Genomic DNA, 25,876 nt, shown 5'->3' with positions numbered 1-25,876 from the left:
TGCGGGATTCCCTGCAACCAAGGCTAGGCCATTCAAACGCCTTGGCAAAACCTCATTCCCGAGCGATATTCATCGTGGGGATTATTATTGAAAGTGGGACGCATGATCACAAATATTCTTTACCCTGAGACCCAGCCCTCAACGGAACAGATGCTTCAAGTATCTGAACTGCACAGTATTCATGTGGAGGAATGCGGTAATCCGGACGGCAAGCCGGTAATCATGATCCACGGCGGTCCAGGGGGTGGAATCAATCCGACGATGCGGCGCCTGCACGATCCGGAGCGGTATCGCATCATCCTGTTCGATCAGCGCGGCTGTGGAAAGTCGACCCCTCACGCGGAACTGAACGAAAATACCACGTGGGATCTGGTCGCTGACATGGAGCAGAATCCGCACCCATTTTGGTATCGACAAATGGCAGGTTTTTGGCGGTTCATGGGGATCGACTTTAGGGCTCGCCTATGCACAGACGCACCCGGAACGCGTTAGCGAATTGATTTTGCGCGGCATCTTCATGATCCGCCGTTTCGAGATCGATTGGTTCTACTCCAATGGTGCCAGCATTATCTATCCCGATCGTTTCGAAGCATATCAAGCGCATATTCCGGAGGAAGAGCGCGATGACATGATCGCGGCCTATTACAAACGGCTCACCGATCCGGATCCTGCGATTCAACTGGCTGCCGCCAAGCTGTGGGCGCGCTGGGAGGGGTCCGCCCTTTCGCTCCTTCCTGATCCGGCACGTGAAGAAGCCTTTGCCAGCGACCACTTTGCCATCGCCTTTGCGCGCATCGAATGCCATTACTTTCAGCATAAGGGGTTTTTCGACACCGACGATCACCTTTTGCGCAATGCGCACCTGATCCGCGACATACCTGGTGTAATCGTCCATGGCCGCTACGACATGTGCACGCCTTTGCTCAACGCCTGGCACTTGAAGAAGGTTTGGCCGGAAGCCGATCTGCGCATCGTCGAGGACGCCGGTCATGCGGTCAGCGAACCCGGCATCATTCATGAATTGATTCATGCGACCAAACGGTTTGCGACCTGACGACAGTTCTGCAGCCGGCCGTTCCCGTCCGGTTGCTTTTCTATGCGGCCAAATGCTTTAGCCGCGACTTCACGACCCATAGGTGACCAAAGGGATCGATCAACACTCCTGCGCGATCCCCGCTATCCAGCGTCTCGATCTCGTTGCGGACGCTGCCGCCTTCAGCTACCGCGTGGTGCATTACCCGATCAACATCGTCCACATGGATATCGAGCATGACTGGAGTGGCGCCAATTGCATGAACGGACCGTGGTCCGCCAAGCGACGCATCCGCATCACGCTTGGGGTTTGCTCCGACGATCATGACCACCGACGCCCCCATGCGCAACTCGGCAGCGATCAGTTCGCCGTTGTGCAGATAGGGCCGGCCAACGACCTTTGCCCCGAACACATTGTCATAGAAATCCAGGGCCTTCTGCTGGTCACCATGGCGCACAAAAAGCCTGATCGATACCTCTCCAATCAGTGTTGGCACTGCAATCATTTTACCGCTCCCAGAGAAGATCCTGAGCGACTAAAGTCTACCAAATTGGCGAACAAATCAAGAACAAACTGGTCCAGACCGAGTCAGGCTCCTGCCACCATCCTGCCATCTACAGTCAGCATCATGTCCTTTGGGGGGTGGTCTGCTGCTCGGGTTTCGTATCCTTGTTGTCGTATCCGAATTCCTTGGCAATTCCCATGAAACGGCGCATGAATTTCTCCATGTAGCTCAACCCTTTTTCAAACTCTTCGTCGGATGGGAGTGCATCGCGCACGACGGGCGGGATCTTACCCATGCTCGCCACTGTTGCTTCGAGCTTTGCTACCCGCACTTTGAGGTCAGCAATGTCTTCGTCGTAAGCGGTTCGCTCCTCGGCGGCAAGTTTGCATATGAGCTGCCCAGACCTCTCCTGACAGATCGACATCTCGCCGGTCTTGTTGTTCATGCGGACATAGCCGGTGTCTGTTCGTTCCAGCGTGTATGTCGTTGTTTCCTGGGCAATCGCAGCGCATGACCATAGGGATCCAGCCGCAAGAGCGAAGAACAAAGTGCGCGTTCGTGACATGGATCGACCTCCAGGGTTGGTAGTTGGCAAGCGTGGCTAAATAATACGCCGAAAATCGGAAATCGGGCGAGTTTTCTGTTACCCGCGCCCACTCTACCCTTTGCGCATTGCGGTTTTGCGTCTAGTAAATGCGCTTATGACTGATATCATTTACAAAATTGCTCCGCGCGCGCTTTGGCAGACTGCCGAAGCGAAAGGTGCGTTTGACGGCGCTCCAATCGATCATGCGGACGGTTACATCCATTTTTCAACTGCGGCGCAGGCGGTTGAGACGGCTGCAAAGCATTTTGCCGGGCAGGACGATTTGCTGCTGATAGCTGTTGAAGCCGATCGGCTGGGCGATGCGCTCAAATATGAAGTCTCCCGCGGCGGAGACCTCTTCCCTCATCTCTATGCAACTCTGCCACTCGATGCGGTGGCCTGGGTCCGGCCTTTACCGCTCGGCGGCGATGGCAGGCACCAATTTCCGGAGCTTCAGGCATGAGCGGGTTGTTCCGGTCGATCGGCCGCAAGGTACTGTTCTCTCTCGATCCCGAAGATGCCCATGGTCTTTCGATCAAAGCATTGAAGACTGGCCTGGTGCCAGGCTGCGCGCCACACAACGACCCAGCGCTGCGCGTGACTGTCGCGGGCTTAAGCTTCCCCAACCCGCTTGGCATGGCCGCGGGCTACGACAAGAACGCGGAAGTGCCAGATGCGCTGCTGAACCTCGGGTTTGGCTTCACCGAAGTAGGCACGCTCACGCCGCTGGCCCAATCCGGCAATCCGAAGCCACGGATTTTCCGCCTTGTTGAGGACAACGCGGTGATCAACCGCCTGGGCTTCAACAATGAAGGTCATGAAACGGCATTTCGCCGTCTTAGTGCCCGGCGTTCTCATGCGGGTATTGTCGGAGTGAACATCGGTGCCAACAAGGATTCCACCGATCGCGTCGCCGACTACGTGGCTGGCATCCGGAAGTTTTACTCACTTGCCAGCTATTTCACGGTCAACATCTCCTCCCCCAATACGCCAGGATTGCGCGATCTGCAGGCCCGCGACGGCCTCAAGGAGCTGCTCGGCAGGGTGCTTGAGGCACGCGAAGTCCAATCCGGTGTCAGGCGCCCCGTCTTCCTCAAGATCGCACCGGATCTCCCCGAAGCCAGCCTTGATGATATCGCCGCTGAAATCGCGCTGCACCCTCTGGACGGATTGATCATTTCCAATACGACGCTCTCGCGCACTGGCCTCAAGAGCTCGAGAGCAACCGGAGAGGCGGGTGGCCTTTCCGGTGTGCCGCTGTTCCAACGCTCGACAATCCTCCTTGCCAAGATGCGCCAGCGTGTCGGCGCCGAATTGCCGCTCGTCGGTGTCGGCGGCATTGACAGCGCCGCTACCGCAATCACGAAAATTCGTGCTGGCGCCGATCTCGTTCAGCTCTACACGAGCATGATCTTTCAGGGTCCTGGCCTGGCGGGCATGGTCGTCAAGGATATGTCAGCGGCCATGAAGCGCGACGGTATCAGCACCATTGCCGCCTTACGGGACTGCGATGTCGCCTATTGGGCTGGAAAAGCGATCCCCACCTAGTCGGCAAATTGCAGTCGGGCCCGGCTTGGCAGAATCGACAAGAGTGAAAGGCCGCGCAGGCCGAGAAACAGGTGTAGCGCCAGCCAAAGGCCGTGGTTGCCCAGATATAGCGGCAGGATGAAATAAGCGGCGAAGTAACCGATCAGCGACAGGATCATCATGTTGCGCATGTCGCGCGACCATGTTGCGCCGATGAACACACCGTCCATATGGAAAGCCAGCAGACCGACGACCGGCGCCAAAGCTGCCCAGGGCAAATACAGCGATGCCATCGCTTGGACATCGCCGGACTTGATCAGAAATGCAACAATCGCATCGCCAAAAGTGAGAAAGAATAGCGCCATCGCCGTTGCCAGTATCATCCCCCACAGGAATGACAGCTTCACACCACGATCGAATGCCGGACGATAGTGTGCACCAACCGCGCGTCCGGAAATCTGTTCTGCAGCTGTCGTCACACCATCAATCAAATAGCCTGAAATCAGGAGGAAATTCATGAGCACAGCATTGGTTGCGAGCGTCACGGCTCCTGCTTCTGTTCCGGCCCGTGTGAAAAAGGCATAGGCGATCAGCAGAAGAAATGACCGCAGCATGATATCGCGGTTGACCGTAAACATGCGGCGGACTTCATGCATGTCGAGAATCCGCGCCCGAGACGGGTTGGGTACAGAACGGAACTGCAGATAAACCACTGAAAGGCCGACCAGCAGCGCGGCACTTTCGCCGAGCACCGTGCCCCACGCGATACCGGCAACTCCCCAGCCCAAAACCAGTCCCAGCCAAATGGTCATCACCACATTGACGCCGTTGAGCAGAAGCTGGAGATAGAGGCCCTGCATCGCCTTGCCCTGCCCCAACAACAGGCCGAGCACAACGAAATTGCCCAAGGCCATCGGCGATGAGAGAAGGCGGATGGAGACATAGGTCGACATGGCATCGGCCACGGCTTTGTCCGGGTTCAAAAAGCTGAGCGCCGCCTGGAGCACCAATGGCGTCGCAGCTATGAAGAGCGAGCCCGCGATCACGGCGATTCCGAGCGCGCGCCAGAATATCGCCTCCTGCTCCACATTGTCATGCCGCCCCAAAGCCTGCGCCACCAGACCGGTGGTGCCAGAGCGTAGAAAATTCATGGTGGAAAACAGGAAGTCAAAAACAAGTGCGCCAATGGCAAGGCCACCGAGCAGATGTGGATCGCCTAGCTGGCCGATGACGGCCGTATCGACCAGACCAAGCAGTGGCGTCGTCAGGGAAGCCAACATGACCGGGATCGTAATCGCGAGCATCAGGCGGTTGGTCACCTCAAACGGGCGAACAATCTTTGATCCTGGCGGAGTAGACACTTCGATCGTCATGAGGGGCACCGGAGATTGCAACCTGCAAGGTTGTCAATGTTGTATGCCACCGGATCGCAATGTTTTCCAGTGCAATTGCAGCCTACAGGATTCTCAGCACTTAGCTGGCCAGTACCAGGGCCCAAAAACGCTCGGTCCTGCCATTTGCAGATTCCGCGTAGGCGAGGCCAAACCGGGTGAACTTCGGGTCCAGCATATTGCGCCGGTGCGGCGGCGACGCCATCCATCGCGCAAACAGCTCATCCAGATCCATACCCCCCATCGCGATATTCTCGGCTGCGATGCCGCGAATTTCATTATCTCGAACACGAGAGGCGAAGCCGCGGCCCCAGCTCGTTGTATGGCTCATACGGCCCGCGCTTGCCATGTAACGTGCTTGCTGCAGGGCGGCACCCTCAAGCTGAGGGTCGGCAGACAGTGCACCTAGCCCATTGGCCGAGCGGATCGCCTGCATGTTTGAACTGGCGGATGCAGATGCGCCGTCGCTCTTTCCCAGTGTGCGCATCGCGGTCTGGCAAGCGGCCAACGGAAACAAGGCAGAGGCTGCGGCGAAACCGAGAAAGATGCGCCGGGAACAATGGAAATTCTTATCGGACATGAGCGGGCAATTCCTGTGGGACCACATGCCCGTAGCCAGAAATTGTGGCTCATTCGAGCCGAATTGAGCGGAATTCTGCGGTCAGCGCCGGTAGCTCAGCAACCGCAAGATGATAAAGCATGGAACAACCACCACCGCGCCAAGCAGGAAATAAGCGGCAAAGCGCTTCGATGGCGCCGAAGCCCAGATTCCATATGCGGCGGACGAAATTCTCGATGCCATAGAGAATATCCATCGGAGACCAATCAAACGCGCTCATGACAACGCCGACCACCAGCGAGACGAGAATGAGTTTGACAAGGACGCGGCCGGGCGTATCGCCCAAAAAGCGGTTTATTCCGTCCGACATTTCTTCTCCGACATTGGCGAAACTGCTACGCCTCTCACATACGGCGATACGCCGGTCTGTTCAAGGTGAGCCCATGTTTAGTTTTGTTTTCGTGGGGCGGGGATGGAGCGGGTGAAGGGAATCGAACCCTCGTATGCAGCTTGGGAAGCTGCCGTTCTACCATTGAACTACACCCGCGGACCGTTATCGCAAATCAAGAGCACAAGCGACCGATAGTCAACCGTATTTGTTCCAGGATTGATAGTACGTCCGACTTTATTCCCATTCCTGCAATCATTTGAAGTGCTTGGAAAGTTTCAGCCCCTGCGCCTGATAATTCGAACCGAGATCGGTGCCATAGAGCGCTCTGGGCCGCTCCAGCATGTGCTCGTATATCAGCCGGCCGACAATCTGACCGTGCTCCAATATGAACGGCACTTCGTGGCTGCGTACCTCGAGGACGGCGCGGCTGCCAGTTCCTCCCGCTGCCGTATGCCCGAAGCCGGGATCAAAAAATCCGGCGTAGTGAACGCGAAACTCACCCACAAGCGGATCGAAGGGCGTCATTTCAGCTGCATAAAGCGGTGGCACATGCACCGCTTCGCGAGAAACGAGAATATAGAATTCGTCTGGGTCAAGCACCAGTTCGCGTGCGCCCCGATCGTGAATCGGCTCCCAGAAATCGAAAAGGTCATGCACGCCGCGCTTGTCGACATCGACGACGCCGGTGTGGTGCTTGCCCCGATAACCGACGAGCCCGTTCTTGTCTCCCGTCAGGTCAATTGACAAGGCGATGCCGCCGCCGGAAATATTGGGTGTGTCGGAAGCTACCAGCGTTTCCGCGGCATGCAACGCCGCCAGTTCGGTTTCCTCAAGTTGCGCACGCCCGGTTCGGAACCGGATTTGCGACAGTCGCGAGCCGGTCCTCGCAACGATGGGGAAAGTGCGCGGGCTGACCTCGAGATAGAGTGGTCCGTGATAACCGGCGGGAACCTTGTCGAACTCCTGTGCGCAGTCAGCTATGACCCGCGTGAAAATATCGAGACGTCCGGTCGAGCTCTTCGGATTGGCAGAGGCCGAGACTTCGGGTGGCAAGCTCAGGCTCTCCAGAAGCGGCACGATATAAACGCACCCGGTCTCCAGTACCGCCCCCTCGGTCAGGTCGATTTCATGCAGCTTCAGGCGGTCCAGCTTGTCGATCACAGGCGTTCCCGGTCCCGGCATGAAACTGGCGCGAACCCGATAGGCTTTAAATCCGAGCCTCAGGTCGAGACTTGCCGGCTGGATCTGGTCGCCATCGAAGTCGCGTTGTGTTTTAAGCGCGCCTGCCTGATGCAGCGCCCTGATACCACTATCCGCCAGAATGCCCGCTTCACGTCTCAACATGTCATCCGCCAAAACCAACTAAAAGAGACAAAAGCTTTAGCGTCTCACCCGATTGACGCAAGCCGCCAAGAGGATTAAAGCAATTTTATCCCGTGGTGATTTGGCCGGCCGGCTTGCAGCCACGTAAAATAATTTGCTAAAAGAGGCCCGGTCTCGTCCGGCCTTTTTGCGATTCACGCAAGGCCGGTTTTTTGTTGGCCAGATTCTGGCAGATTGAGAAGACGATGACCAAGACGACCACTCGCAAGCTGCGCACCGCAACAAATCTTGTCCACGCCGGAACCTTGCGCTCCGGCTTCGGTGAGACATCGGAAGCCCTGTTTCTGACGCAAGGTTTTGTCTACCCCAGCGCAGAGGCCGCGGAGGCCCGCTTCAAGGGCGAAGAGCCAGGATTCATCTATTCACGCTACGCCAATCCGACGACCGACATGTTCGAAAAGCGCATGTGCGCTCTCGAGGGCGCGGAAGACGCGCGCGCCACGGCGTCGGGCATGGCAGCGGTGGCTGCGGCCATCATTTGTCAGGTCAAGGCGGGAGATCACGTCCTTGCAGCCCGCGCCATGTTCGGCTCGTGCCGCTATATTATCGAGACGCTCTTGCCGCGATATGGCGTCGACTTCACGCTGATTGATGGCTCGAAGATCGAAAATTGGGAGAGTGCCATCCGCCCCAATACCAAGGTGCTGTTCCTCGAAAGCCCCACAAATCCGACGCTGGAAGTCATCGATATTGCCGCCGTTGCAAATGTCGCCAATTCCGTCGGCGCCAAGCTTATCGTCGACAATGTCTTCGCGACGCCGCTGTTTCAGAAGCCCCTGGAGCTGGGGGCGCATATCGTCGTCTATTCAACGACCAAACACATAGACGGCCACGGCCGTTGTTTGGGCGGAGTGATCCTTTCTGACAAGCAGTGGATCGACGAGAACCTTCACGAATATTTTCGCCATACCGGGCCAGGCCTCAGCCCTTTCAATTCATGGGTGATGCTGAAAGGACTCGAAACGTTGACCGTTCGCGTCCAGCAGCAAACGGCGAACGCGGCAAAGATCGCCGACTTCCTCGCTGGTCACCCTGCTGTTGCCAAAGTTCTCTATCCGGGGCGGGCGGACCATCCACAGGCGGACATCATCGCCAAGCAAATGAGCGGCGGCTCTACATTGATTGCGTTTGAAGTGAAGGGTGGCAAGAGGGAAACATTCAACGTCGAGAACGCATTGGAAATTATCCAGATCTCCAACAATCTGGGTGATTCAAAGAGCCTGATTACACATCCGACCACAACGACGCACAAGAACCTCACCGATGAGGCACGTGCCGAACTCGGCATTTCCGACGGGCTGCTGCGTTTGTCGATCGGGCTCGAAGATGTGAACGATCTGATCGAAGACCTCGATACGGCGCTCAGGGCCGCTCGCTGAGTCACAGGACGTGCCGCGTCGAGACGGATTTCGGCGCGGCCTTCTTCCAGGCCATCGCCATGGCATGGCGTACTGCATCCGCATCGGCGGTATGCAGCATCACAAAGGTCCAACCCTTCTCGCCCCAGCTTCCCGGAACCGGCTCGAATATGTGTGCTGACGTTTCCCGTAAGAGTGCCTGATCGCCCGGTGAAAGCGCCAATACCCCACACTCCTTGTCAGGACGCAAAGTTGCGAAAATTTTTCCACCAACACGGAAATCAGTCGTACTGAAGTGTTTCCCCTGCATGCTCTCCGGAAAAGAAAGGGCCATTTCCGCAAACTCTTCCAAAGTCATCATGACGATTTCTCTCGAGACTGAGCAAGTTTCACCATCACACTAACAATATAAGCGGCGGTTCACGAAGGTTTTAATTCAATACAATATCAGAGTGGTTGACGCGATGGCTTTGAGCCGCGATATCAGGGACATAGGGTCAGGACCCTAGACTGAGAGCAGGTATGTATAAAGCTATCACGCGCGATATCGAAGTGACCGTCGAACCGTTCTATCTGGAGGAGCAGTCCAATCCGGAGGAGAACCGCTATGTTTGGGGTTACCGAATTACCATCGCAAATGAATCCGAGGTTACCGTACAGTTGCGGGCACGCTACTGGAAAATTACCGATGGCAATGGCCATGTAGAAGAAGTGCGCGGGCCGGGCGTGATTGGCGAGCAGCCCATCCTCGATCCTGGCGATAGTTTTCAGTATTCTTCCGGCTGTCCGCTGACGACGACGTCTGGCGTCATGGTTGGACGCTATTCAATGCAGACCAATGACGGTGACCGCTTTGACATCGAAATTCCGGCGTTCTCCCTTGACCTCCCTGACCAGTTGCGGACATTGAATTGATGATCGAAATTGAACGGACGCAATCGCCTTACACCAAGGCCCTGGCCTGCTCTGTTGTCGCCTTCGCGCTGGCAATCGGCGCATTTTTCCTTGGCTATACCTTGCCCAGCCTCAAAACCGGCGTCGAGGCCATCAGCCAATTGCTCGCGCTGGTGCTGATACCCGGCCTGATCGTCGGCTTGCTGGCAAAAAAATCGACCAGAGCCTGGCCACTTTGGCTGATCATTTGCGCGTTTATCGTGATTTTGATCGTGGTCGCTGTTGCCCACGAACTTACGGCGCCAATGCGGGGCTGATCAAGCCTTTTTCAGAAATTCGGTTTTAAGAACAAGGCCCTTGACCTGCTTGGTATTGCACTCGATCTCACCTTCACGGCCGTTCAGCCGGATATTCTTGACAAGCGTACCGCGCTTTATGGTCTCTGACGTGCCCTTGACCTTCAGGTCCTTGATCAGGGTTACGGAATCGCCATCCTGAAGTTCGGTGCCATTGCTGTCTCTTACTTCCATGATGGCATTTCCTTGTCCTCAGTTCTTCGGCAGGAACTCGGCGGGGTCGAATTCATACTGCGTCGAACAGAACTCACAGGTCACACTGATTTTGCCTTCTTCAATACTGTCCGTGATTTCTTCGGCAGTGAATCCCGAAAGCACGCCAGCGATTTTCTCGCGCGAGCAGGAACAATCGTCGTTCACCGGAACGGCGTCGAAGACGCGAACGCCACGTTCGTGAAACAGTCGGTATAGCAGTCGTTCGGCACCAACCTGCGGATCGGTCAGTTCCGAGCTTTCGATCGTCGCAACGAGTGCCTTGACCTCGGCCCAGTCATCATCCTCAACAAGGTTGTCGTCATCTTCGTCTGCGTTGGGCGCGTCGCCAGCCGGAAGATCACGCTGGCGCATCCGCAGCTCCGACTCGGGCAGGAACTGGACAATCAATCCGCCGGCACGCCATTGCTCCACTGGCCTGCCGTCTTCACCCCGCTCAATCAACTTGGCGACAGAGAGCCGCACATCGGTAGGAATCTGTTCGGACTGGCGGAAATAGGTCTTGGCGATTTCTTCAAGATTGGAACCGTCCAACGCAACGATACCCTGGTAGCGTTGGGTGTACTCACCCTGATCGACTGTGAGAGCAAGCGTTCCGCTTCCCATCAGCTCTTCTTGCGAGATCCGGTGTTCCGCTATGGCCTCCGCCAGACGCTCCTCGTCATATCGAGCATAAGCGCGAACCGAATTCGGCGTACGGAAGTCAACAACCAGCATGTCAACCGGGCCGTCGGATTGCGACTGGAAAATAAACTTGCCATCAAATTTGAGCGATGTGCCAAGCAACACGGTAAGAACGATTGCCTCTGCCAGGAGTTTGGCGACCGGCTCCGGGTAATCGTGGCGGCTCAAAATGTCATCAAGGGTTGGACCGAGCTGGACCGCGCGCCCGCGCGCATCCAGTTCAGCAACCTGGAAGGGCACGACAGCGTCGTCGCCAGCAAAAATATACTCATCGGGGCGCATGGCGGTATCAGACAAGCGGGCGACCTCCTTCGAGACACCAGGCGAGAATCGCCTTTTGAGCGTGCAAACGGTTTTCCGCTTCGTCGAAGACCACGGAATGCGGTCCATCGATGACCGCATCCGTTACTTCTTCGCCCCGGTGAGCCGGCAGGCAGTGCATGAACAGCGCATCGGGGTTAGCGTGCTTCAACAATGCGTCATTGACCTGATAGGGCATGAATACATTGTGGCCGCGTGCGCGGCCTTCTTGTCCCATCGACACCCAGGTGTCGGTGACAATGCAATCAACACCCTTCACAGCGGCAACAGGATCGGTCGTGAGCTTGATCCTGCCGCCGGCACCCCTCGCCCATTCCAGGTATTTGCCGGAAGGTTCGCTGCCTTCCGGCGTTGCGATATTGAGATTGAAATCAAAGCGGGCCGCGGCCTCGACGAGAGAATGCAGCACATTGTTGCCGTCACCAGTCCAGGCAAAGGTCTTGCCCGCTACCGGTCCGCGATGTTCCTCGAACGTCATGATATCGGCCATGATCTGGCAAGGATGCGTGTCGTCGGTCAGAGCGTTGATCACCGGAACCGTGGCATTTTCTGCCATCTCCGTCAGGCGCTCATGTGTCGTCGTTCGCATCATGATGATATCGACATACCGCGACAATACCTTGGCTGTATCGGCGATCGTCTCACTACGGCCGAGCTGCATTTCGGAGCCCGTCAGCATGATCGTCTCGCCGCCCAGCTGGCGCATGCCAACGTCGAAGGAAACGCGCGTACGCGTCGAAGGCTTGTCGAAAATCATCGCAAGCACCTTGCCGGCGAACGGTTTTTCGATGTTGCCGGCCTTCAGCCGTGTCTTGCGTGCCCGCGCATCTTCCAGAATGGAGCGCAAATCACCCGAAGAAAGCGCCGAGATGTCCGTAAAGTGCCGGAGGTCCTGCTTGATTGTCATGGATGGTTCCTCAAGCGCTCTTCTGTCTGGCAGGCACGGACAGGCGTTCAGCTGCGGCTTCGATCCGTGTGAGAGCCGTCGCGTGCTTCGTCTTCCGTTGTGACCAGCGGCGGCAGCAGGCGGACGACATTGTCACCCGCGCCAACCGTCAGAAGATGCTCGTCGCGCAACGCTTGCACGAGCGCCGTATTTGGCAGGACACTTTTCATGCCTACTAACAGGCCACGGCCCCGCACTTCGGAAATCACGCCCGGATAGCGATCGGAGATCGACGCCAGCCCCTGTTTCATGAACAGTGCGATTTTCTGTACATGTTCCAGAAAACCCTCTCCAAGAATAATGTCGAGTACGGCATTGCCTACGGCCATGGCCAGCGGATTGCCACCAAAAGTGGTGCCATGCACGCCCGCAGTCATGCCCTTGGCAGCTTCTGCGGTCGCGAGACATGCACCCAATGGAAAGCCACCACCAATCCCCTTCGCCACGGCCATGATGTCCGGCTGAATTCCGGACCATTCATGCGCGAAGAACTTGCCTGTGCGGCCAACGCCCGACTGAACCTCATCCAGGATCAGCAAAAGACCCTCATCGTCGCAAAGTTTGCGCAAGGCACGCAGATCCTCATCGGGAACCGAACGTACGCCACCCTCGCCCTGGATCGGCTCGATCAGGATGGCTGCGGTTTCAGGGCCAATCGCGGCTTTCAGCGCCTTTTCGTCACCAAATGGGACCTGATCGAAGCCCTCGACCTTTGGTCCAAAACCTTCGAGATATTTCACCTGACCACCGGCTGCGATCGTAGCGAGCGTCCGGCCATGAAAGGCACCTTCAAAGGTGATGATACGGAAGCGCTCAGGGCTGCCATTGACATAATGATAGCGCCGCGCGGTTTTTATCGCGCATTCCAGCGCCTCGGCGCCGGAATTGGTGAAGAATACCTTGTCCGCAAAAGTATTATCGACAAGGCGCTGTCCGAGCCGCTTCTGACCGGGAATTTCATAGACATTGGAGACATGCCACAACTTTTCAGCCTGGGTCTTCAGTGTCTCTACGAGGTGTGGATGGGAGTGGCCAAGCGAATTGACGGCGATACCGGCAGCGAAATCAAGGTAACGATCGCCCGACTCTGTCACAAGCCATACGCCCTCACCTCGCTCAAAGCGCAGATCCGCACGAGCAAAAGTGTCGTAAAGCGGTTGCGCGTTTGCGTCCGTCATATCGTTTCGGGCCTCCAATACCCAGTTTTGCCAAACCTGCTGATTATCCAGAAGAAACCGGCAGCGATTAAATCAAAAAGCCGCCCCACAATGCCATTCTTGGGGGCGGCCACACCGGTAATATCATCATTCGAATTGCAATTGTCAAATGAACACTTCGAAATGCTCCGTCGAGGCACCATTGGCATCGGGGTCCGCCTCGCCAGACTCTGCAACTTAAGCGCGCAATTGCGAGAAGGTTTGCCGATGACGGCATAAAGAGTCTTTTATGCAACAGTTCATCGCGCAAGTTGGGGAAAACCCAAAAAAGCATGGTCACGGGCCACGCCCGACTCTTGTCACAGAGTCATTCCATATTGTAGCTTGAGAAACGAAATAGCTAGATTTCGTGCGGCGTCCTCGTCATCTGAATAGATATGGTATCAGGCCAATCTGGAGCAATCCAGATGCGAGGAAGGATTCAGTCCGGCGTCCGCACAAAACAGAGCCCCATATGGAGCTAGGAAACGATGAACTGGACAGATGAGCGCGTAGAACAGCTGAAGAAACTTTGGGCCGAAGGTCTGAGTGCAAGCCAGATCGCAGCACAACTGGGTGGTGTCAGCCGCAATGCTGTCATCGGTAAAGTACATCGGTTGAAGCTCTCGGGACGGGGCAAGACCACTTCAACCCAGACGCGTAGCAAGAAGGTCAATACAAATGCCTCCGGCGGCCAGCGCAATGGCGGCTCTGCCGGTCATATGTCGAGCCGCGTTGTTAGCCGCAGCGTCGGCGCAACTGCTTTGCAGACCGAATACAGCACGGATCTGGTCCCCCACACTGTCATGAAAACCGTGACTGATGTCGTCGTGCCGATTTCACGGCGGCTGGAGCTGGTGCAACTGAGCGAGCGCACCTGCAAATGGCCCGTCGGGGATCCACTTCAACCGGACTTCAACTTCTGCGGCAATGATGTGGGCGAATCCGGTCCCTATTGCACCTACCATTCGCGGCTCGCCTATCAGCCGGCGTCAGATCGCCGTCGCGTTCGATAACTGTCCGCCAGGGGGCGCCGAAAGGCGCCTTCTTTTTAAGAGCCTCGGGCTTGTCAATTTCGCTGCTGTCCGAATACCACCGTAAAAGATGACCCTTCGCCGACCCGGGAGCGAACAACGAGCCGGGCCCGATGGCGTGTCAGAATATGTTTGACGATGGCAAGGCCGAGGCCGGTGCCTTTTTGGGCACGGCTTGTCTCTACATCGATCCGGTAGAATCGCTCGGTCAGCCGCGGAATATGTTCGTCCGGGATGCCCGGGCCGAAATCCTGAACGGTGGCTTTGATCCCGTCGCCGTCCCGCTTCAGTTCGACAATGACCTTCCCACCGGACTGGCCGTATTTGCAGGCGTTTTCGACGAGGTTCTGGAAGACTTGCGTCAACTCATCCCGGTCCCCAAGAACAATGACTGGCCCGGGATCAATGTTGCGCTCGATCTCCAGGCCAAGATCTGCGGCCAGCGGCCGCATGGCGTCGGCCACATGATCAAGCACGACAGTCAAGTCAACCTGATCCTTCACGGCGATATGGGCCTTCATCTCGATGCGCGACAGTGACAATAGATCGTCGATCAGGCGAGCCATGCGCTCAGCTTGCTTCTGCATGATTTCCAGGAAATTGTCGCGCGCCGTCTCATCATTGCGCGCTGGACCGCGCAGGGTCTCGATGAAACCCGAGAGCGATGCCAGCGGGGTCCGCAGTTCGTGACTTGCGTTCGCGATGAAGTCAGACCGCATACGCTCAAGCCGATGCGCTTCCGTCTGGTCGCGGAAAGACAACAGATATTGGCGGTCCCGTCCGCCGAGCTGATCGAGAAGCAGCACGGTCGCGCGATACCAGCGCTCGACCGGCACGCGTTCGGTATAATCGACCGACCGTGCCATCCCGTCAGCCACGACCGATTGCACCAGGGTCTGCATTTCAGGCGCGCGGAAATGCAACAAAAGCGTGCCACCGCGGGTCAGGGGTCCAAAAGCGCCGCTCGCCGCCGGATTGACGTAGAGGATTGTCCCCTCATGGTCGAAAATGATCAAGGGATCCGGCAGTTGCGCAGCCAGCTGCTGGCCGGACAGCCGAAAGATGGCCGGGTCGCTGACGGGCGAGACAGCCGGGTTGTCAGTGCGTGGCAGCGATGCTGAAAGTGCCACAACTGTAATGAGGACAAGCATGAGGACGGCAAAGCTCAACCATCCGGACGCTTCAGAGCTGAGCACGAGCGCCGTAATGAATGCGGCAGCACCCAACACAAAACGTGCTTGAATTAGCCGCCCCAACAACTTTTGCCGCAGCGTACGGCCCTCCTGACCCCATATGCTCATCCACTAAACTCCTGTCCTGCCGTCCTTTTTTGGCTCTGGACGATCCAACGCTCTCCCCATAACATGGCTTTATGTCAATTGAGGATGAATGACGTGGGTAAAGATTCAAAAAAGAAATCCGACCAGGGGCATTCGCCCGATACCACCCTCAAGCTGAAGATTGACGGCAAGAAACGCAGCTTCAATATCGATGATCCGAAACTACCTGACTGGATCGAAGAAGGTGCGCTTGCTTCCGGGGATTTCCCTTATGACGAAAAGATGCCGAACGAAGAATACGCCGAGATTCTTGAGCGCCTTCAGATCGAGCTCGTAAAGATGCAATACTGGCTCCAGGATACTGGGGGCCGGGTCATATCGGTTTTCGAAGGCCGCGACGCCGCTGGCAAGGGCGGGACGATTTTCAACCTTCGCCAATATATGAATCCGCGCACTGCACGCAATGTCGCACTGCCCAAGCCTAGCGAAACCGAGCGCGGGCAATGGTATTTCCAGCGCTATATCTCGCATTTTCCTACCACTGGCGAGTTCGTCACATTCGACCGGTCCTGGTACAATAGAGGCGGTGTCGAACCGGTCTTGGGGTTCTGCACGCCGGAGCAGCATGAATCGTTCCTGGCGCAAGCACCCGGTTTTGAACATATGATCGTCGCCGATGGAATTTATTTCTTCAAGTTCTGGCTTAACATCGGCCAGATCATGCAGCTCAAGCGCTTCCACGATCGCCGTCACAGTCCGCTCAAAAGCTGGAAGTTTTCGCCGATAGACATCCAGGGCGCCAAGAAATGGGACGATTACACCAAAGCACGCGATACAATGCTGGAGCGTACGCATACCCCGCACGCTCCCTGGACTGTGGTGCGATCAAATGACAAGCGCCGCGCCCGAATTGCGGTGATCCGGAGAATTCTCTTGAGTTTGCCCTACAATGGGCGCGATCCCGGAGTGATCGGCAATGAGGACTCGTTGATCATCGGTTCGGGGCCCGGCTTCATCTAGCGCAATTTTTGCTCTAGACGTGAGCTTCATGAGTCTGGCGCGAAGGGAGATGTGGAGTTTTTTCCCACAGAAATGGATCCGTTTGCAATTGCCACAATGCCCGCCAGGCAGCCACGGATATCAACAACCAATAAAGCGGTATCCATGGCAGGACCATCCCGGACATGTCCTCCCGCCGCAGAACACATCGCCCCAATGCGTGGAAAGACAGATACCCCATCAGGATATTGCAGAGATCGAGAATGGGAATCGCCGGGCTCATTGCGGCGTCAGCAAATGTAAGGTGTAAAGTGGTAATCACGATGAATACCAGCATGAGCGGATACAACAATGCCGAAGCGATCATGCCTGTCGTCAAGAGATGATAGATCACGAAGCGAAGGGTACCGAGTTGTTTCACGAGAAGGAGCGGATTGCGCATTTCGACGAGCCAGGTCTGCATCCACCCTTTCAGCCATCGCGTCCTCTGCCGCAGCCACACGCCGGTATCGGTCGGTGCGTCCTCAATAGTCGGGAGGGCGAGCATATCGATGTGAAACCCGCACCGCGCCAGTCTTGTACCAAGCTCGGCATCTTCGGTAACATTGAATGGATCCCAACCGCCGACTGCTTCCAGACAGCTGCGGCGAAAATGGTTTGAGCTTCCACCAAGAGGCAGCACGGAACGCCGGCGGGCAAGCCAAGGCAAAAGCCCACGAAAATGCGCCGCATATTCAAAGGCGAATAGCCGCGCAAGCGGTCCTTCATGGCTATTTGCAATGATCAGCGGGGCCTGCAGGCAACCGAGGTCGTCCTCGCCCGCATTGAACCGCCCCCACGCCTCCAGCAGTTGGTCGCGGTGCGGCCGGTCTTCAGCATCATAGACAACGACATAGTCCCCCTTCACGAGTTGCAGCCCATAATTCAGGGCTTTGGGTTTCGTACGGGGGCCTGAACCGGGTATCGGAATGACCCGAAACCCCGGCGGAAGTTTGTGCCATTGAAGTGTTGCGATGGTTTCCAGGTCGTCTGCTTCACACAGGAAGAGCACTTCAAGTTTCGACCGCGGCCAATTCAACTCTTCCATCGCTCGCACGAGCTGCGGAACAATATCCGCTTCCCTGTAGAGGGCAACCATGACGCTGTAGTTTGGCAGTTCCGCTGGCGAGACGGTTTGCAACGCTCGCGCCACGGCACTGCCGGCGCTATTGCACGCGAGGAGACGTAACAGGATGCACGCCGAGAAGGACAACGAAAACACAATGTGAAGTGCCGACCACAGCCACTCAGGCCGGAGCATGACGGTGAATAAGGCAGACGACAAAAGCAGGCCGATCAATGCCCCCTGGCTGCCGGTCGTCACAATCCGGGCCGAGTGCTCAGAACTTGTGATCTCAACCATGCGAATGGCACCCTCCACGAGAAGTCCCTCGTGGCTTGATCGCATGAATTCAGCAAGGCATGTTGGCGTCGTTATTCGCAGACGCGCCGCAATATCCGGACTTTCCGGCAGATTGGCCTTGATGACGGCAATATCCTGCATGGTGGGCACGATATAGATAAGCGTGGTTTCTTCCGCTGTCAGAACGATCGCATGGCGTAGCGTGCTCAGAGCGGTAAATTGCGCAACGGTTGGGAGGACGACCTGCACATTCGCCGAAATCTGCTCAAACGCCACTCCAGCTTCGTCGGCAATCGATCTGGCAACCCACACGTCATGTATTCTCTCGGACGCATAGAGTTCTTCGATGAACGAGGAGCCGTTTTCAACAGAAAGCTTAAATGCTTCGACAACCGAAGATTTTGGAGCACCCGCACGGCAAAGGCGCGCGGCGAGCGAGGCTTCTATTTCTCGCGTCACCGATAAAACCCCCGTGAAAAGCAACACTCACAAGGCCCTGTAATATTATTCGCGTTCAAAATCGATGATGATGTAATATTAACCTCTCAAAACTTCAATCAAGAATTGTATAATTGTAAATTACACATACCAATAGTAGTATATTTTTCCAAATCTATAAAAAATATTCAAAAATTTATGACCGATAACCAATAACAAAAATATGTCTTTGTCATCAACTTTTCGAACGTGTTGTGGCCCGATCTGTCATGGGCCGACAGATCATGTTAGCCTGGGTCTGGATCTGTTAATCTGGTCCCGACCCTGGATGAGAACATCCAAACCACTGCACACATATCGAGTTCCCATGCATATCCGGACAATCGCCTCACTTACCCTTGGTCTCTTCGTGACCGCACTTTTGCAAGTCGCCGATGCATCGGATTTCCCGCATTACTGGGACGGGCGCGAACACGTTTCCAAACCTGATCTGTCCGCGGTCGAGCGCATCCGCTTTGTGACGACCGTCGATTATCCACCTTTCAATTTCGTCGATGGTACGGGCCGCATTTCCGGCTTCAATGTAGACCTTGTCCGGGCAATTTGTGCCGAACTGGAGGTAACGCCAATCTGTCAGATCGAGGCCCGGCCATGGAATGAGCTGCAACCAACATTGGAGAATGGCGAAGCGGAGGCGATTATCGCGGGGTTGAAGCCAACGACAGCGCTGCGTGGAAAATTTGCCTTTACTGCGCCATATTTGCGTTTGCCTGCCCGTTTCATGACGCTGAAACAGACTGTTCTAAGGGAACCGCTTGCCGACGCGCTTAACGAGAAGACAGTCGGCGTTATTGCCGGTTCGGTACACCAGGCGATATTTGCCGATTATTTCCCGAAAGGTCATTGGGTCGGCTATCCATCCCGCGACCTCCTTTTCAAGGATTTGCAGGCGAAGAAGATCGACGCTGTTTTTGGCGATGGGTCCGACCTGTCATTTTGGATCGGCAGTCCGGGGGCAAAGAATTGTTGTGTGTTTACCGGCGGGCCTTATATCGCACCACACTTTCTTGGTGACGGCATGATGATCGCAACGACGTTGGAGAATAGAGAGCTCGTCGATGCGTTCAACTTTGCTTTGAAAGCCATGGAGGAAAAGGGAACCATTTCGGAACTCTATCTGCGGTACTTCCCAGTAGATTTCTATTAGGGCGGAGACCATTCAATTTTCTCAAAATCATCAATGGATTGCCCTTACAGCGGCACATGCGATTGACGCAGGCAACCTGTCGCCATAGAGCAAGGGATATCCAGACAGCAGGAATACAGGAAAAAAGATGACTTCGCGCCTTAACACCCAAATCGAACTGACCTCCGAATTGATCGCGGCGGCAGCAGAGGCCAAGGCCTGGCCCTTCGAAGAGGCGCAGAAAATAATCAAACGCTATGAGAAGACCGGCTATCCCGACACGATCCTGTTCGAAACCGGCTACGGTCCGTCCGGCTTGCCCCATATCGGCACGTTCGGTGAGGTGGCGCGCACCTCGATGGTGCGCCATGCGTTTCGTGTTCTGACCAACGACAAAGTCAAGACCAAGCTGCTCTGTTTTTCCGATGATATGGACGGGATGCGCAAGATCCCGGACAATGTACCGGATCGTTCGATCCTGGAGCCGCACCTGCACAAGCCACTGTCCGCGGTTCCCAATCCGTTTGGCGGCGACTACAGCAGTTTCGCCGACCACAACAATGTCATGTTGTGCCGCTTCCTCGATACATTCGGTTTCGACTACGAATTCGCCAGCGCAACGCAATATTACAAGGCGGGCCGTTTCGACGAGGTGCTGCTGCGTGCCGCTGAGCGCTACGACGACATTATGAGGGTGATGCTGCCGACACTTGGCGAGGAGCGCCAGGCGACTTATAGCCCGTTCCTGCCAATTTCACCGACCAGCGGCCGGGTACTCTACGTTCCGATGAAGAATATCGACGCGAAGAACGGCACCATAACTTTTGATGATGAGAACGGCGTCGAGACCACCCTTCCTGTGACCGGTGGCAACGTCAAACTTCAATGGAAACCCGATTTCGGAATGCGATGGGCGGCACTCGGTGTCGATTTCGAGATGTTTGGCAAGGACCACCAGACAAATGCAATCATCTACGATCGCATTTGCGAGATTTTGGGTGGCCGCGCGCCCGAACATTTCGTCTATGAGCTGTTTCTCGACAATCTCGGCCAAAAGATATCCAAGTCGAAGGGGAATGGTCTCAGCATCGACGAATGGCTGACCTATGCGCCCACCGAAAGCCTGGGTCTTTATATGTTCCAGAAGCCGCGAACGGCAAAGCGGCTGTATTTTGATGTCATCCCCAAGGCGGTGGACGAGTACTTTACCTACCTTTCCGCTTATGGACGCCAAACCTGGAAGGAACGGCTGAACAACCCTGTCTGGCACCTGCACGACGGCAATCCGCCAGCGGTCGATATGCCGGTTCCATTCGCGCTCCTGCTTAATCTTGTCAGCGCCTCCAATGCGGAAAACACCAGCGTTCTCTGGGGCTTCATCTCGCGTTATGCACCGGGCGTCACCGCACAGAACAATCCGGAACTGGATGCGCTGGTCGGCTATGCGATCCGCTACTTCAACGACTTTGTGAAGCCCTCAAAGAAATTTCGCATGCCTGACGACGTGGAACGCGGCGCACTGGAAGAGCTGGACAAAAAGCTGGCAACGCTTCCCGGCGATGCTGACGGCAATGACATTCAGAACGCCATTCTCGACGTTGCCCGCACGATCGAGCGCTACCAGGATTACACGAAAAAGAGCCCGGAAGGTGGGCCAGGCGTGTCCGTCTCTTTCTTCCAGATGCTCTACGAGGTGCTCATCGGACAGGAACGCGGCCCGCGTTTCGGCTCTTTCGTCGCGCTCTACGGCATCGCCGAGACACGTGCCCTCATTGCAAGGGCGCTGGCAGGGCAACTATCATAGGCTGGAACGCAAAATCAGTTGGAGGACGACTGGATGATCGATCACACGGGCATCATTGCAAGCAACTTCGAACACAGCAAGAAATTCTACCAGGAAGCACTGGCCGCGATCGGGTATGAGTTGGTTGTCGAATTTCCGGCTTCGGTTACAGGAGACGCCGACGTTGCCGGTTTTGGTGAAGGAGGCAAACCGGATTTCTGGGTGATTGGCGGCACGCCGAACAAGCCGCCGGTTCACGTCGCTTTCCGCGTCAACAGCCGTGCTCTCGTCGATGCTTTCCACAAGGCCGCTTTGGCAGCTGGCGGTCGCGACAATGGCCAGCCGGGACTGCGCCCACATTACCATCCCAATTACTACGGAGCCTACGTGCTCGATTCAGACAGCCACAACATCGAAGCTGTTTGTCACGAAGCATAGACCCGGGTTCACTGCGGCCGCGGCGGAAACGGCGCGTCCGGCGCTGACAATGGCGGCGGAGCCGGCAAAGGCTCCTCCGGCGCCAGCGGAGTGTCGCTGAATGATGGCAGCGGCAGTTCGATCAGGGCCGGAAGCGCTGGCGGCGGGTTGCCGAAGATACCGAGTTTCGCCTCCTCGGCCTTTCTCATTGTTTCTGCCATGGGCGAACCGTCTCTGGCGCGTGCCCAGCCATTCTGTACGAGCCATTCAGCAAGATCCTCATTCCCAAGCCTGCACTGAGTGGCAATGAGGTCGTCCGATGGCTGGGGCGGCACGGCACATTCAACAGCCCGCGAGCGCAGCCAGTTGCGAAAAGCCGTCCGCGCAGCCATGCCGCAGGGCCAGGTTGTGCCACCGTCGGAGTTACACGTTTCTTCCGGTGGCAGCGCTTCGATGCCGTCAAGCGCAATCCTGTAGCCGGAAGCCTCGATCGTACCTGCTGTTGTCGCAACCGGGCGGTAGAGCAGCAGCGGTTTTGCCGTGTTGTCGACCGGCACAGCGGGCGGAGGCGGTGCCGGGGGCGATGCCTGCCCGATATCGCTCAACGGCTGACGTGGCTCGATACGTTCCAGCGGAGCTGTTTGGTTGTTTGGAACCAACGGCACGTCCGGATCAACCTGGCGCGCTTCCGGTGACGTTACTCTTTCCTGCGTTGCAGCAGACTCTGACCCTTCATCCGTGACGTCATTTTTCATCTCGTCAGGCAGTTCGAAACTCTCGGGCGTGACATCAACGCCCTGGCTGGAAATTGCCGGCGTATCCAGGCCTCCGGTAAAGGGTGTAACGAATGCGTAGACCAGTCCCAAAGCCACCAGAACGGTCACGACATAAAGCGCTAGGTGACGCATGCGATAAGGATCCTATTGGCTTGCCCACAGGATCTCGGGCGATCCAATCAATATGAACCGCATCAAAAGTGCGATTGGGATGCTCGGGATTCATCGATTGCAATTCGATGGTACGCGGCGTCTGCCGCGCGAGAATCTTGGCCATGACCTCACCGTCCCTGGTCCTGACCACCACGCGGTCGCCACGCCGGACGGCTGCGCCAGGGGCAACAATAATCGTATCACCGTCACGATAAAGCGGCAGCATGGAATCGCCCGAGACCTCGAGTGCATAGACCGCATCACCGGCACCGATAGGAAACTCGACGACATCCCAGCCCTGGCCCACAGGAAAGCCGCCGTCATCAAAGAAGCCGCCTGCACCCGCCTGGGCGAAACCGAGTAGCGGGATTGAGCGCATTGCCCCCCGGCACGTGTTGCCTTACCCGCGACGAGCATCATGAACTCGTCAATCGATGCGCCGGTGGCTTCCATGATTTTGGCTAAGGATTCCGTCGAAGGCCAGCGCGCGCGCCCGTCTACGGCATAGCGTTTGGATTTGTTGAAAGTCGTCGGATCAAGTCCAGCCCGCTTCGCCAATCCGGAAACGGAGAGGGAATGGCGTTCTGCCAGAGCGTCGATGGCCGCCCAGATGCGGTCATGTGAGAACATCGTTCATTCCAAAAAAAGGAAAAAATACCTTCACTATTGTTTTAAATAGGACTTTCAGAAAAGTCGAGCAAAATTGGGGAAAACTTTCTTATTTTCCAAAGGAAAAGCGGGCCGGAGCCCGCGTTAGCGATACTTGGCCGACGCCGCTCAGGCAGCCTGCTTCTTTTCTTCGGCTTGATAGGGATTAAAGCGCTCGTAAAAGCTCTCCCCCTTCCCGGCCATGTCGAGCAGCAGCTTCGGCGCCTTGAACTGTGCCCCATATTTCCGCTGCAGGCCCTTGGCGATTTCGACAAACTTCGCCGCTCCCATGCCGTCGATATAGGACAGGGTCCCGCCAGTATATGGTGCAAAGCCGAAAGCGAGGATCGAGCCGACGTCCGCTTCACGTGGGTCAGTAACGATGCCCTCTTCCATGACGCGGGCCGCTTCAAGCGCGATGGTGAAGAGAAACCGTTGCTTCAGGACTTCGATGTCGATCTTTTCGGGGTCCTGCTGCGGATAAAGCGTCTTGAGTTCGGGCCAAAGCTGTTTCTTGGCGGGCTTCGCCGGATAGTCATAGAAGCCCTTGCCATTCTTCCGGCCACGTCGATCATATTTGTCGACCAGCGTGTTGACCAATTCCACATGCCGGGGGTCGACAGCCTTTGGCCCGAGATCGGCCAGTGTGGCCTTCAGGATCTTCTGTGACAGGTCGATCGCAGTCTCGTCATTCAGTGCCAGCGGTCCGATCGGCATGCCGGCCATGCGCGCAACATTCTCGATCATCGCCGGAGGAACGCCTTCGACGAGCATGTTATAAGCTTCCGACATGTACCGAAGGACGCAGCGGTTGACGTAGAAGCCGCGTGTATCGTTGACAACGATCGGCGTCTTCTTGATTGCGCGCACATAATCAAGCGCAACCGCGAGCGCCTTGTCAGAGGTCTTCTTGCCAAGAATGACTTCCACCAGCAGCATCTTGTCCACGGGCGAGAAAAAGTGAATGCCAACGAAATTCTTCGGACGCTGCGATACCTTGGCAAGGCCGGTGATTGGCAGAGTTGAGGTATTGGAAGCAAAGATTGCTCCTGGTTTCAACACCGCTTCGGCCTTTTCCGTTACCACTCGTTTGACTTCGCGGTCCTCGAACACCGCCTCGATCACGAGGTCGGCGCCTTCGAGGTCCGCGTAGTCAGACGAAGCCGTGATCAGGCCAAGCAGCTTCTCCTTGTCTTCGGCGGTCGCCTTGCCTCTCTGCATTTCCTTGGTGATGAGGTCGCCGGATTGCGCCTTGCCCTTTTCGGCCGCCTCCAGACTCTGGTCGAGCAGCACCACAGGGATACCCGCCTTGGCGGTAACGTAGGCAATGCCTGCCCCCATGAAACCGGCGCCAACGACGCCAATCTTCTTGAACCTGGTCGGCTTCACATCAGCCGGACGGCGTGCGCCTTTGTTCAACTCCTGCAGGGAGACGAACAATGAGCGTATCATCATCCCGGCTTCCGTTGTCTGCAGGATCTTGGTGAAATAGCGCTGCTCGATCTTGAGCGCCGTATCAAACGGCACGAGCAGGCCCTCATAGACCGCTTTCAGGATCGAGGCGGCACCTGGATAATTGCCATAGGTCTCGCGGCGCAGGATCGCCGTCGCGGCCGGCCAGAGATTGGCGCCGGCAGGCGAATAGATGGCGCCGCCCGGAAGCTTGAAGCCCTTTTCATCCCAAGGCTGAATTGGCTTCAGACCGGCCTTGATCATCTTCTTTGCCGCCTCGACCAGCTTCTTTGCTGGGACGACTTCGTGCACCAGTCCCATAGCCTTGGCCCGCGACGCGGTCAGGCTGGAGCCTGTCGTCATCATCTGCAAGGCGTCCTGCTGATTGGTGAGGCGCGGAACGCGCTGCGTACCGCCGGCGCCGGGGAAAATCCCGACCTTGACTTCCGGCAGGGCCATCTTCAAGGCCGGATCGTCTGAGACCACGCGGCCATGGCATGCCAGCGACATTTCGAATGCGCCGCCCATGCAAGTGCCGTTGATTGCCGAAACCCAAGGCTTCCCCGAGGTTTCGAGCTTGCGGAACAGGCCGCCCATCTTGCCGGTGTTCTCGAAGAGAAGTTCGACCGCTTTCTTTGGATCCTTGGCCTTTTCCTCCTGGAAAAGCTGAAACATGCGCTTGAGCATGGTGAGATCCGCGCCGCCGGAGAACGTGTCCTTGCCGGAGGTGATCACCGCGCCCTTGATCGTTTCGTCCTTGGCGACGCGGTCAACGATCGCATCGAGCTCCTTCATCACCTCTTCGGTGAAGACATTCATGGATTTACCGGGCATATCCCAGGTCACGAGAGCAATGCCGTCCGCGTCGACGTCGAATTTGAAGTTTGTATAGCTCATTTTCTGTACTCCTCATGCCTGCCTGTAAAATTTGCCAAGGCGCGGCGAAAATGGTGATTCTGAGAACC

The 25,876-nt window shown here is 56.4% G+C and carries 23 protein-coding genes, 1 tRNA gene, 4 pseudogenes and 1 riboswitch; of the genes and pseudogenes, 11 read left to right on the top strand and 17 right to left on the bottom strand.

Annotated features, from left to right (window positions below; all coding sequences use genetic code 11):
* Positions 1–102 precede the first annotated feature (102 nt).
* Positions 103–1,054: pseudogene (gene pip / locus N8E89_RS10465) on the top strand (prolyl aminopeptidase).
* 40 nt (positions 1,055–1,094) lie between these two features.
* On the opposite strand, the gene N8E89_RS10460 reads toward pip, so the two are convergent.
* Positions 1,095–1,538 carry a VOC family protein gene (locus N8E89_RS10460; protein ID WP_106664485.1) on the bottom strand — a complete coding sequence of 148 codons (444 nt, stop codon included), beginning with the start codon at positions 1,536–1,538 and terminating at the stop codon, positions 1,095–1,097.
* 121 nt (positions 1,539–1,659) lie between these two features.
* Positions 1,660–2,103, bottom strand: coding sequence for a hypothetical protein (locus N8E89_RS10455; RefSeq protein ID WP_106664486.1), 444 nt, complete (start codon positions 2,101–2,103; stop codon positions 1,660–1,662).
* Positions 2,104–2,239: 136 nt separating this feature from the next.
* On the opposite strand from N8E89_RS10455, the gene N8E89_RS10450 reads away from it, so the two are divergent.
* Positions 2,240–2,587, top strand: coding sequence for a DUF952 domain-containing protein (locus tag N8E89_RS10450; RefSeq protein WP_106664604.1), 348 nt, complete (start codon positions 2,240–2,242; stop codon positions 2,585–2,587).
* Positions 2,584–3,672, top strand: coding sequence for a quinone-dependent dihydroorotate dehydrogenase (locus tag N8E89_RS10445; RefSeq protein ID WP_106664487.1), 1,089 nt, complete (start codon positions 2,584–2,586; stop codon positions 3,670–3,672). Before N8E89_RS10450 ends, N8E89_RS10445 begins: the two co-directional genes overlap by 4 nt.
* On the opposite strand, the gene N8E89_RS10440 is transcribed toward N8E89_RS10445, so the two are convergent.
* The 5 genes and pseudogenes from N8E89_RS10440 to N8E89_RS10420 form a co-directional block, all read right to left on the bottom strand.
* Complete coding sequence (locus tag N8E89_RS10440; protein WP_262259838.1) at positions 3,669–5,024, bottom strand: MATE family efflux transporter; 1,356 nt, start codon at positions 5,022–5,024, stop codon at positions 3,669–3,671. The genes N8E89_RS10445 and N8E89_RS10440 overlap by 4 nt on opposite strands.
* Positions 5,025–5,124: 100 nt before the next feature.
* On the bottom strand, positions 5,125–5,622 hold the full coding sequence (locus N8E89_RS10435) for a CAP domain-containing protein (RefSeq protein WP_106664489.1): 498 nt from the start codon (positions 5,620–5,622) through the stop codon (positions 5,125–5,127).
* 81 nt (positions 5,623–5,703) lie between these two features.
* Positions 5,704–5,971, bottom strand: a pseudogene (locus N8E89_RS10430) (DUF6460 domain-containing protein).
* A gap of 103 nt (positions 5,972–6,074) precedes the next feature.
* Positions 6,075–6,148, bottom strand: a tRNA-Gly gene (locus N8E89_RS10425).
* Between the two features lie 96 nt (positions 6,149–6,244).
* Complete coding sequence (locus N8E89_RS10420; protein WP_106664491.1) at positions 6,245–7,336, bottom strand: 2'-deoxycytidine 5'-triphosphate deaminase; 1,092 nt, start codon at positions 7,334–7,336, stop codon at positions 6,245–6,247.
* An 82-nt stretch (positions 7,337–7,418) separates the two neighbouring features.
* A riboswitch (SAM riboswitch) is annotated at positions 7,419–7,498 on the top strand.
* Between the two features lie 62 nt (positions 7,499–7,560).
* Between N8E89_RS10420 and N8E89_RS10415 the strand changes: the two genes are divergently transcribed.
* The gene (locus N8E89_RS10415; protein WP_106664605.1) at positions 7,561–8,754 is read left to right on the top strand and encodes an O-succinylhomoserine sulfhydrylase; all 1,194 of its coding nucleotides are present in this window, start codon (positions 7,561–7,563) and stop codon (positions 8,752–8,754) included.
* Between the two features lies 1 nt (position 8,755).
* Here the strand turns inward: N8E89_RS10415 and N8E89_RS10410 are convergent, their stop codons facing one another.
* Positions 8,756–9,094 (bottom strand): MmcQ/YjbR family DNA-binding protein, encoded by a 339-nt coding sequence (locus N8E89_RS10410; RefSeq protein ID WP_106664492.1) that lies wholly within the window; start codon positions 9,092–9,094, stop codon positions 8,756–8,758.
* A 161-nt stretch (positions 9,095–9,255) separates the two neighbouring features.
* Between N8E89_RS10410 and apaG the strand changes: the two genes are divergently transcribed.
* Complete coding sequence (apaG, locus tag N8E89_RS10405; RefSeq protein WP_106664493.1) at positions 9,256–9,648, top strand: Co2+/Mg2+ efflux facilitator ApaG/CorD; 393 nt, start codon at positions 9,256–9,258, stop codon at positions 9,646–9,648.
* Positions 9,648–9,944, top strand: a complete 297-nt coding sequence (locus N8E89_RS10400) for a hypothetical protein (RefSeq protein ID WP_106664494.1) — start codon at positions 9,648–9,650, stop codon at positions 9,942–9,944. Before apaG ends, N8E89_RS10400 begins: the two co-directional genes overlap by 1 nt.
* Here the strand turns inward: N8E89_RS10400 and N8E89_RS10395 are convergent, their stop codons facing one another.
* The 4 genes and pseudogenes from N8E89_RS10395 to N8E89_RS10380 all read right to left on the bottom strand — a co-directional run bounded on the left by N8E89_RS10395 (position 9,945) and on the right by N8E89_RS10380 (position 13,325).
* Positions 9,945–10,157: an alkylphosphonate utilization protein gene (locus tag N8E89_RS10395; RefSeq protein ID WP_106664495.1), complete on the bottom strand. Its 213-nt coding sequence runs from the start codon at positions 10,155–10,157 to the stop codon at positions 9,945–9,947.
* Between the two features lie 18 nt (positions 10,158–10,175).
* Positions 10,176–11,162, bottom strand: coding sequence for an Hsp33 family molecular chaperone (locus N8E89_RS10390; RefSeq protein ID WP_106664496.1), 987 nt, complete (start codon positions 11,160–11,162; stop codon positions 10,176–10,178).
* A 7-nt stretch (positions 11,163–11,169) separates the two neighbouring features.
* Positions 11,170–12,108 (bottom strand): ornithine carbamoyltransferase, encoded by a 939-nt coding sequence (gene argF / locus N8E89_RS10385; RefSeq protein WP_106664497.1) that lies wholly within the window; start codon positions 12,106–12,108, stop codon positions 11,170–11,172.
* Between the two features lie 10 nt (positions 12,109–12,118).
* A pseudogene (locus N8E89_RS10380) lies at positions 12,119–13,325 on the bottom strand (aspartate aminotransferase family protein).
* 509 nt (positions 13,326–13,834) lie between these two features.
* Between N8E89_RS10380 and N8E89_RS10375 the strand changes: the two are divergent.
* The gene (locus N8E89_RS10375; protein WP_106664499.1) at positions 13,835–14,359 is read left to right on the top strand and encodes a GcrA family cell cycle regulator; all 525 of its coding nucleotides are present in this window, start codon (positions 13,835–13,837) and stop codon (positions 14,357–14,359) included.
* 53 nt (positions 14,360–14,412) lie between these two features.
* Here N8E89_RS10375 and phoR read toward each other — a convergent pair whose 3' ends face one another.
* Positions 14,413–15,678: a phosphate regulon sensor histidine kinase PhoR gene (gene phoR / locus N8E89_RS10370; protein ID WP_106664500.1), complete on the bottom strand. Its 1,266-nt coding sequence runs from the start codon at positions 15,676–15,678 to the stop codon at positions 14,413–14,415.
* A gap of 84 nt (positions 15,679–15,762) precedes the next feature.
* Between phoR and ppk2 the strand changes: the two genes are divergently transcribed.
* Positions 15,763–16,677 carry a polyphosphate kinase 2 gene (gene ppk2, locus N8E89_RS10365; RefSeq protein ID WP_106664501.1) on the top strand — a complete coding sequence of 305 codons (915 nt, stop codon included), beginning with the start codon at positions 15,763–15,765 and terminating at the stop codon, positions 16,675–16,677.
* 13 nt (positions 16,678–16,690) lie between these two features.
* Here the strand turns inward: ppk2 and N8E89_RS10360 are convergent, their stop codons facing one another.
* The gene (locus N8E89_RS10360; protein WP_262259826.1) at positions 16,691–18,517 is read right to left on the bottom strand and encodes a glycosyltransferase; all 1,827 of its coding nucleotides are present in this window, start codon (positions 18,515–18,517) and stop codon (positions 16,691–16,693) included.
* Between the two features lie 346 nt (positions 18,518–18,863).
* Between N8E89_RS10360 and N8E89_RS10355 the strand changes: the two genes are divergently transcribed.
* The 3 genes from N8E89_RS10355 (at position 18,864) to N8E89_RS10345 (ending at position 21,903) form a co-directional block, all read left to right on the top strand.
* On the top strand, positions 18,864–19,703 hold the full coding sequence (locus N8E89_RS10355) for a transporter substrate-binding domain-containing protein (protein WP_106664503.1): 840 nt from the start codon (positions 18,864–18,866) through the stop codon (positions 19,701–19,703).
* A gap of 127 nt (positions 19,704–19,830) precedes the next feature.
* Positions 19,831–21,486, top strand: a complete 1,656-nt coding sequence (locus N8E89_RS10350; RefSeq protein WP_113174178.1) for a lysine--tRNA ligase — start codon at positions 19,831–19,833, stop codon at positions 21,484–21,486.
* A 33-nt stretch (positions 21,487–21,519) separates the two neighbouring features.
* Positions 21,520–21,903 (top strand): VOC family protein, encoded by a 384-nt coding sequence (locus N8E89_RS10345; protein ID WP_106664505.1) that lies wholly within the window; start codon positions 21,520–21,522, stop codon positions 21,901–21,903.
* 8 nt (positions 21,904–21,911) lie between these two features.
* On the opposite strand, the gene N8E89_RS10340 is transcribed toward N8E89_RS10345, so the two are convergent.
* The 3 genes and pseudogenes from N8E89_RS10340 to N8E89_RS10330 all read right to left on the bottom strand — a co-directional run bounded on the left by N8E89_RS10340 (position 21,912) and on the right by N8E89_RS10330 (position 25,808).
* Positions 21,912–22,790 carry a thermonuclease family protein gene (locus N8E89_RS10340; protein WP_106664506.1) on the bottom strand — a complete coding sequence of 293 codons (879 nt, stop codon included), beginning with the start codon at positions 22,788–22,790 and terminating at the stop codon, positions 21,912–21,914.
* A gap of 12 nt (positions 22,791–22,802) precedes the next feature.
* Positions 22,803–23,441, bottom strand: a pseudogene (locus N8E89_RS10335) (S24 family peptidase).
* Between the two features lie 147 nt (positions 23,442–23,588).
* The gene (locus tag N8E89_RS10330; RefSeq protein WP_106664508.1) at positions 23,589–25,808 is read right to left on the bottom strand and encodes a 3-hydroxyacyl-CoA dehydrogenase NAD-binding domain-containing protein; all 2,220 of its coding nucleotides are present in this window, start codon (positions 25,806–25,808) and stop codon (positions 23,589–23,591) included.
* Positions 25,809–25,876: the final 68 nt, after the last annotated feature.

Origin of the sequence: Phyllobacterium sp. A18/5-2 (genome assembly GCF_025452215.1) — a bacterium.
Classification (GTDB): domain Bacteria; phylum Pseudomonadota; class Alphaproteobacteria; order Rhizobiales; family Rhizobiaceae; genus Phyllobacterium; species Phyllobacterium sophorae.
Note: the sequence above shows the minus strand (reverse complement) of the source record. Positions and strands in the feature narration are given on the sequence as shown.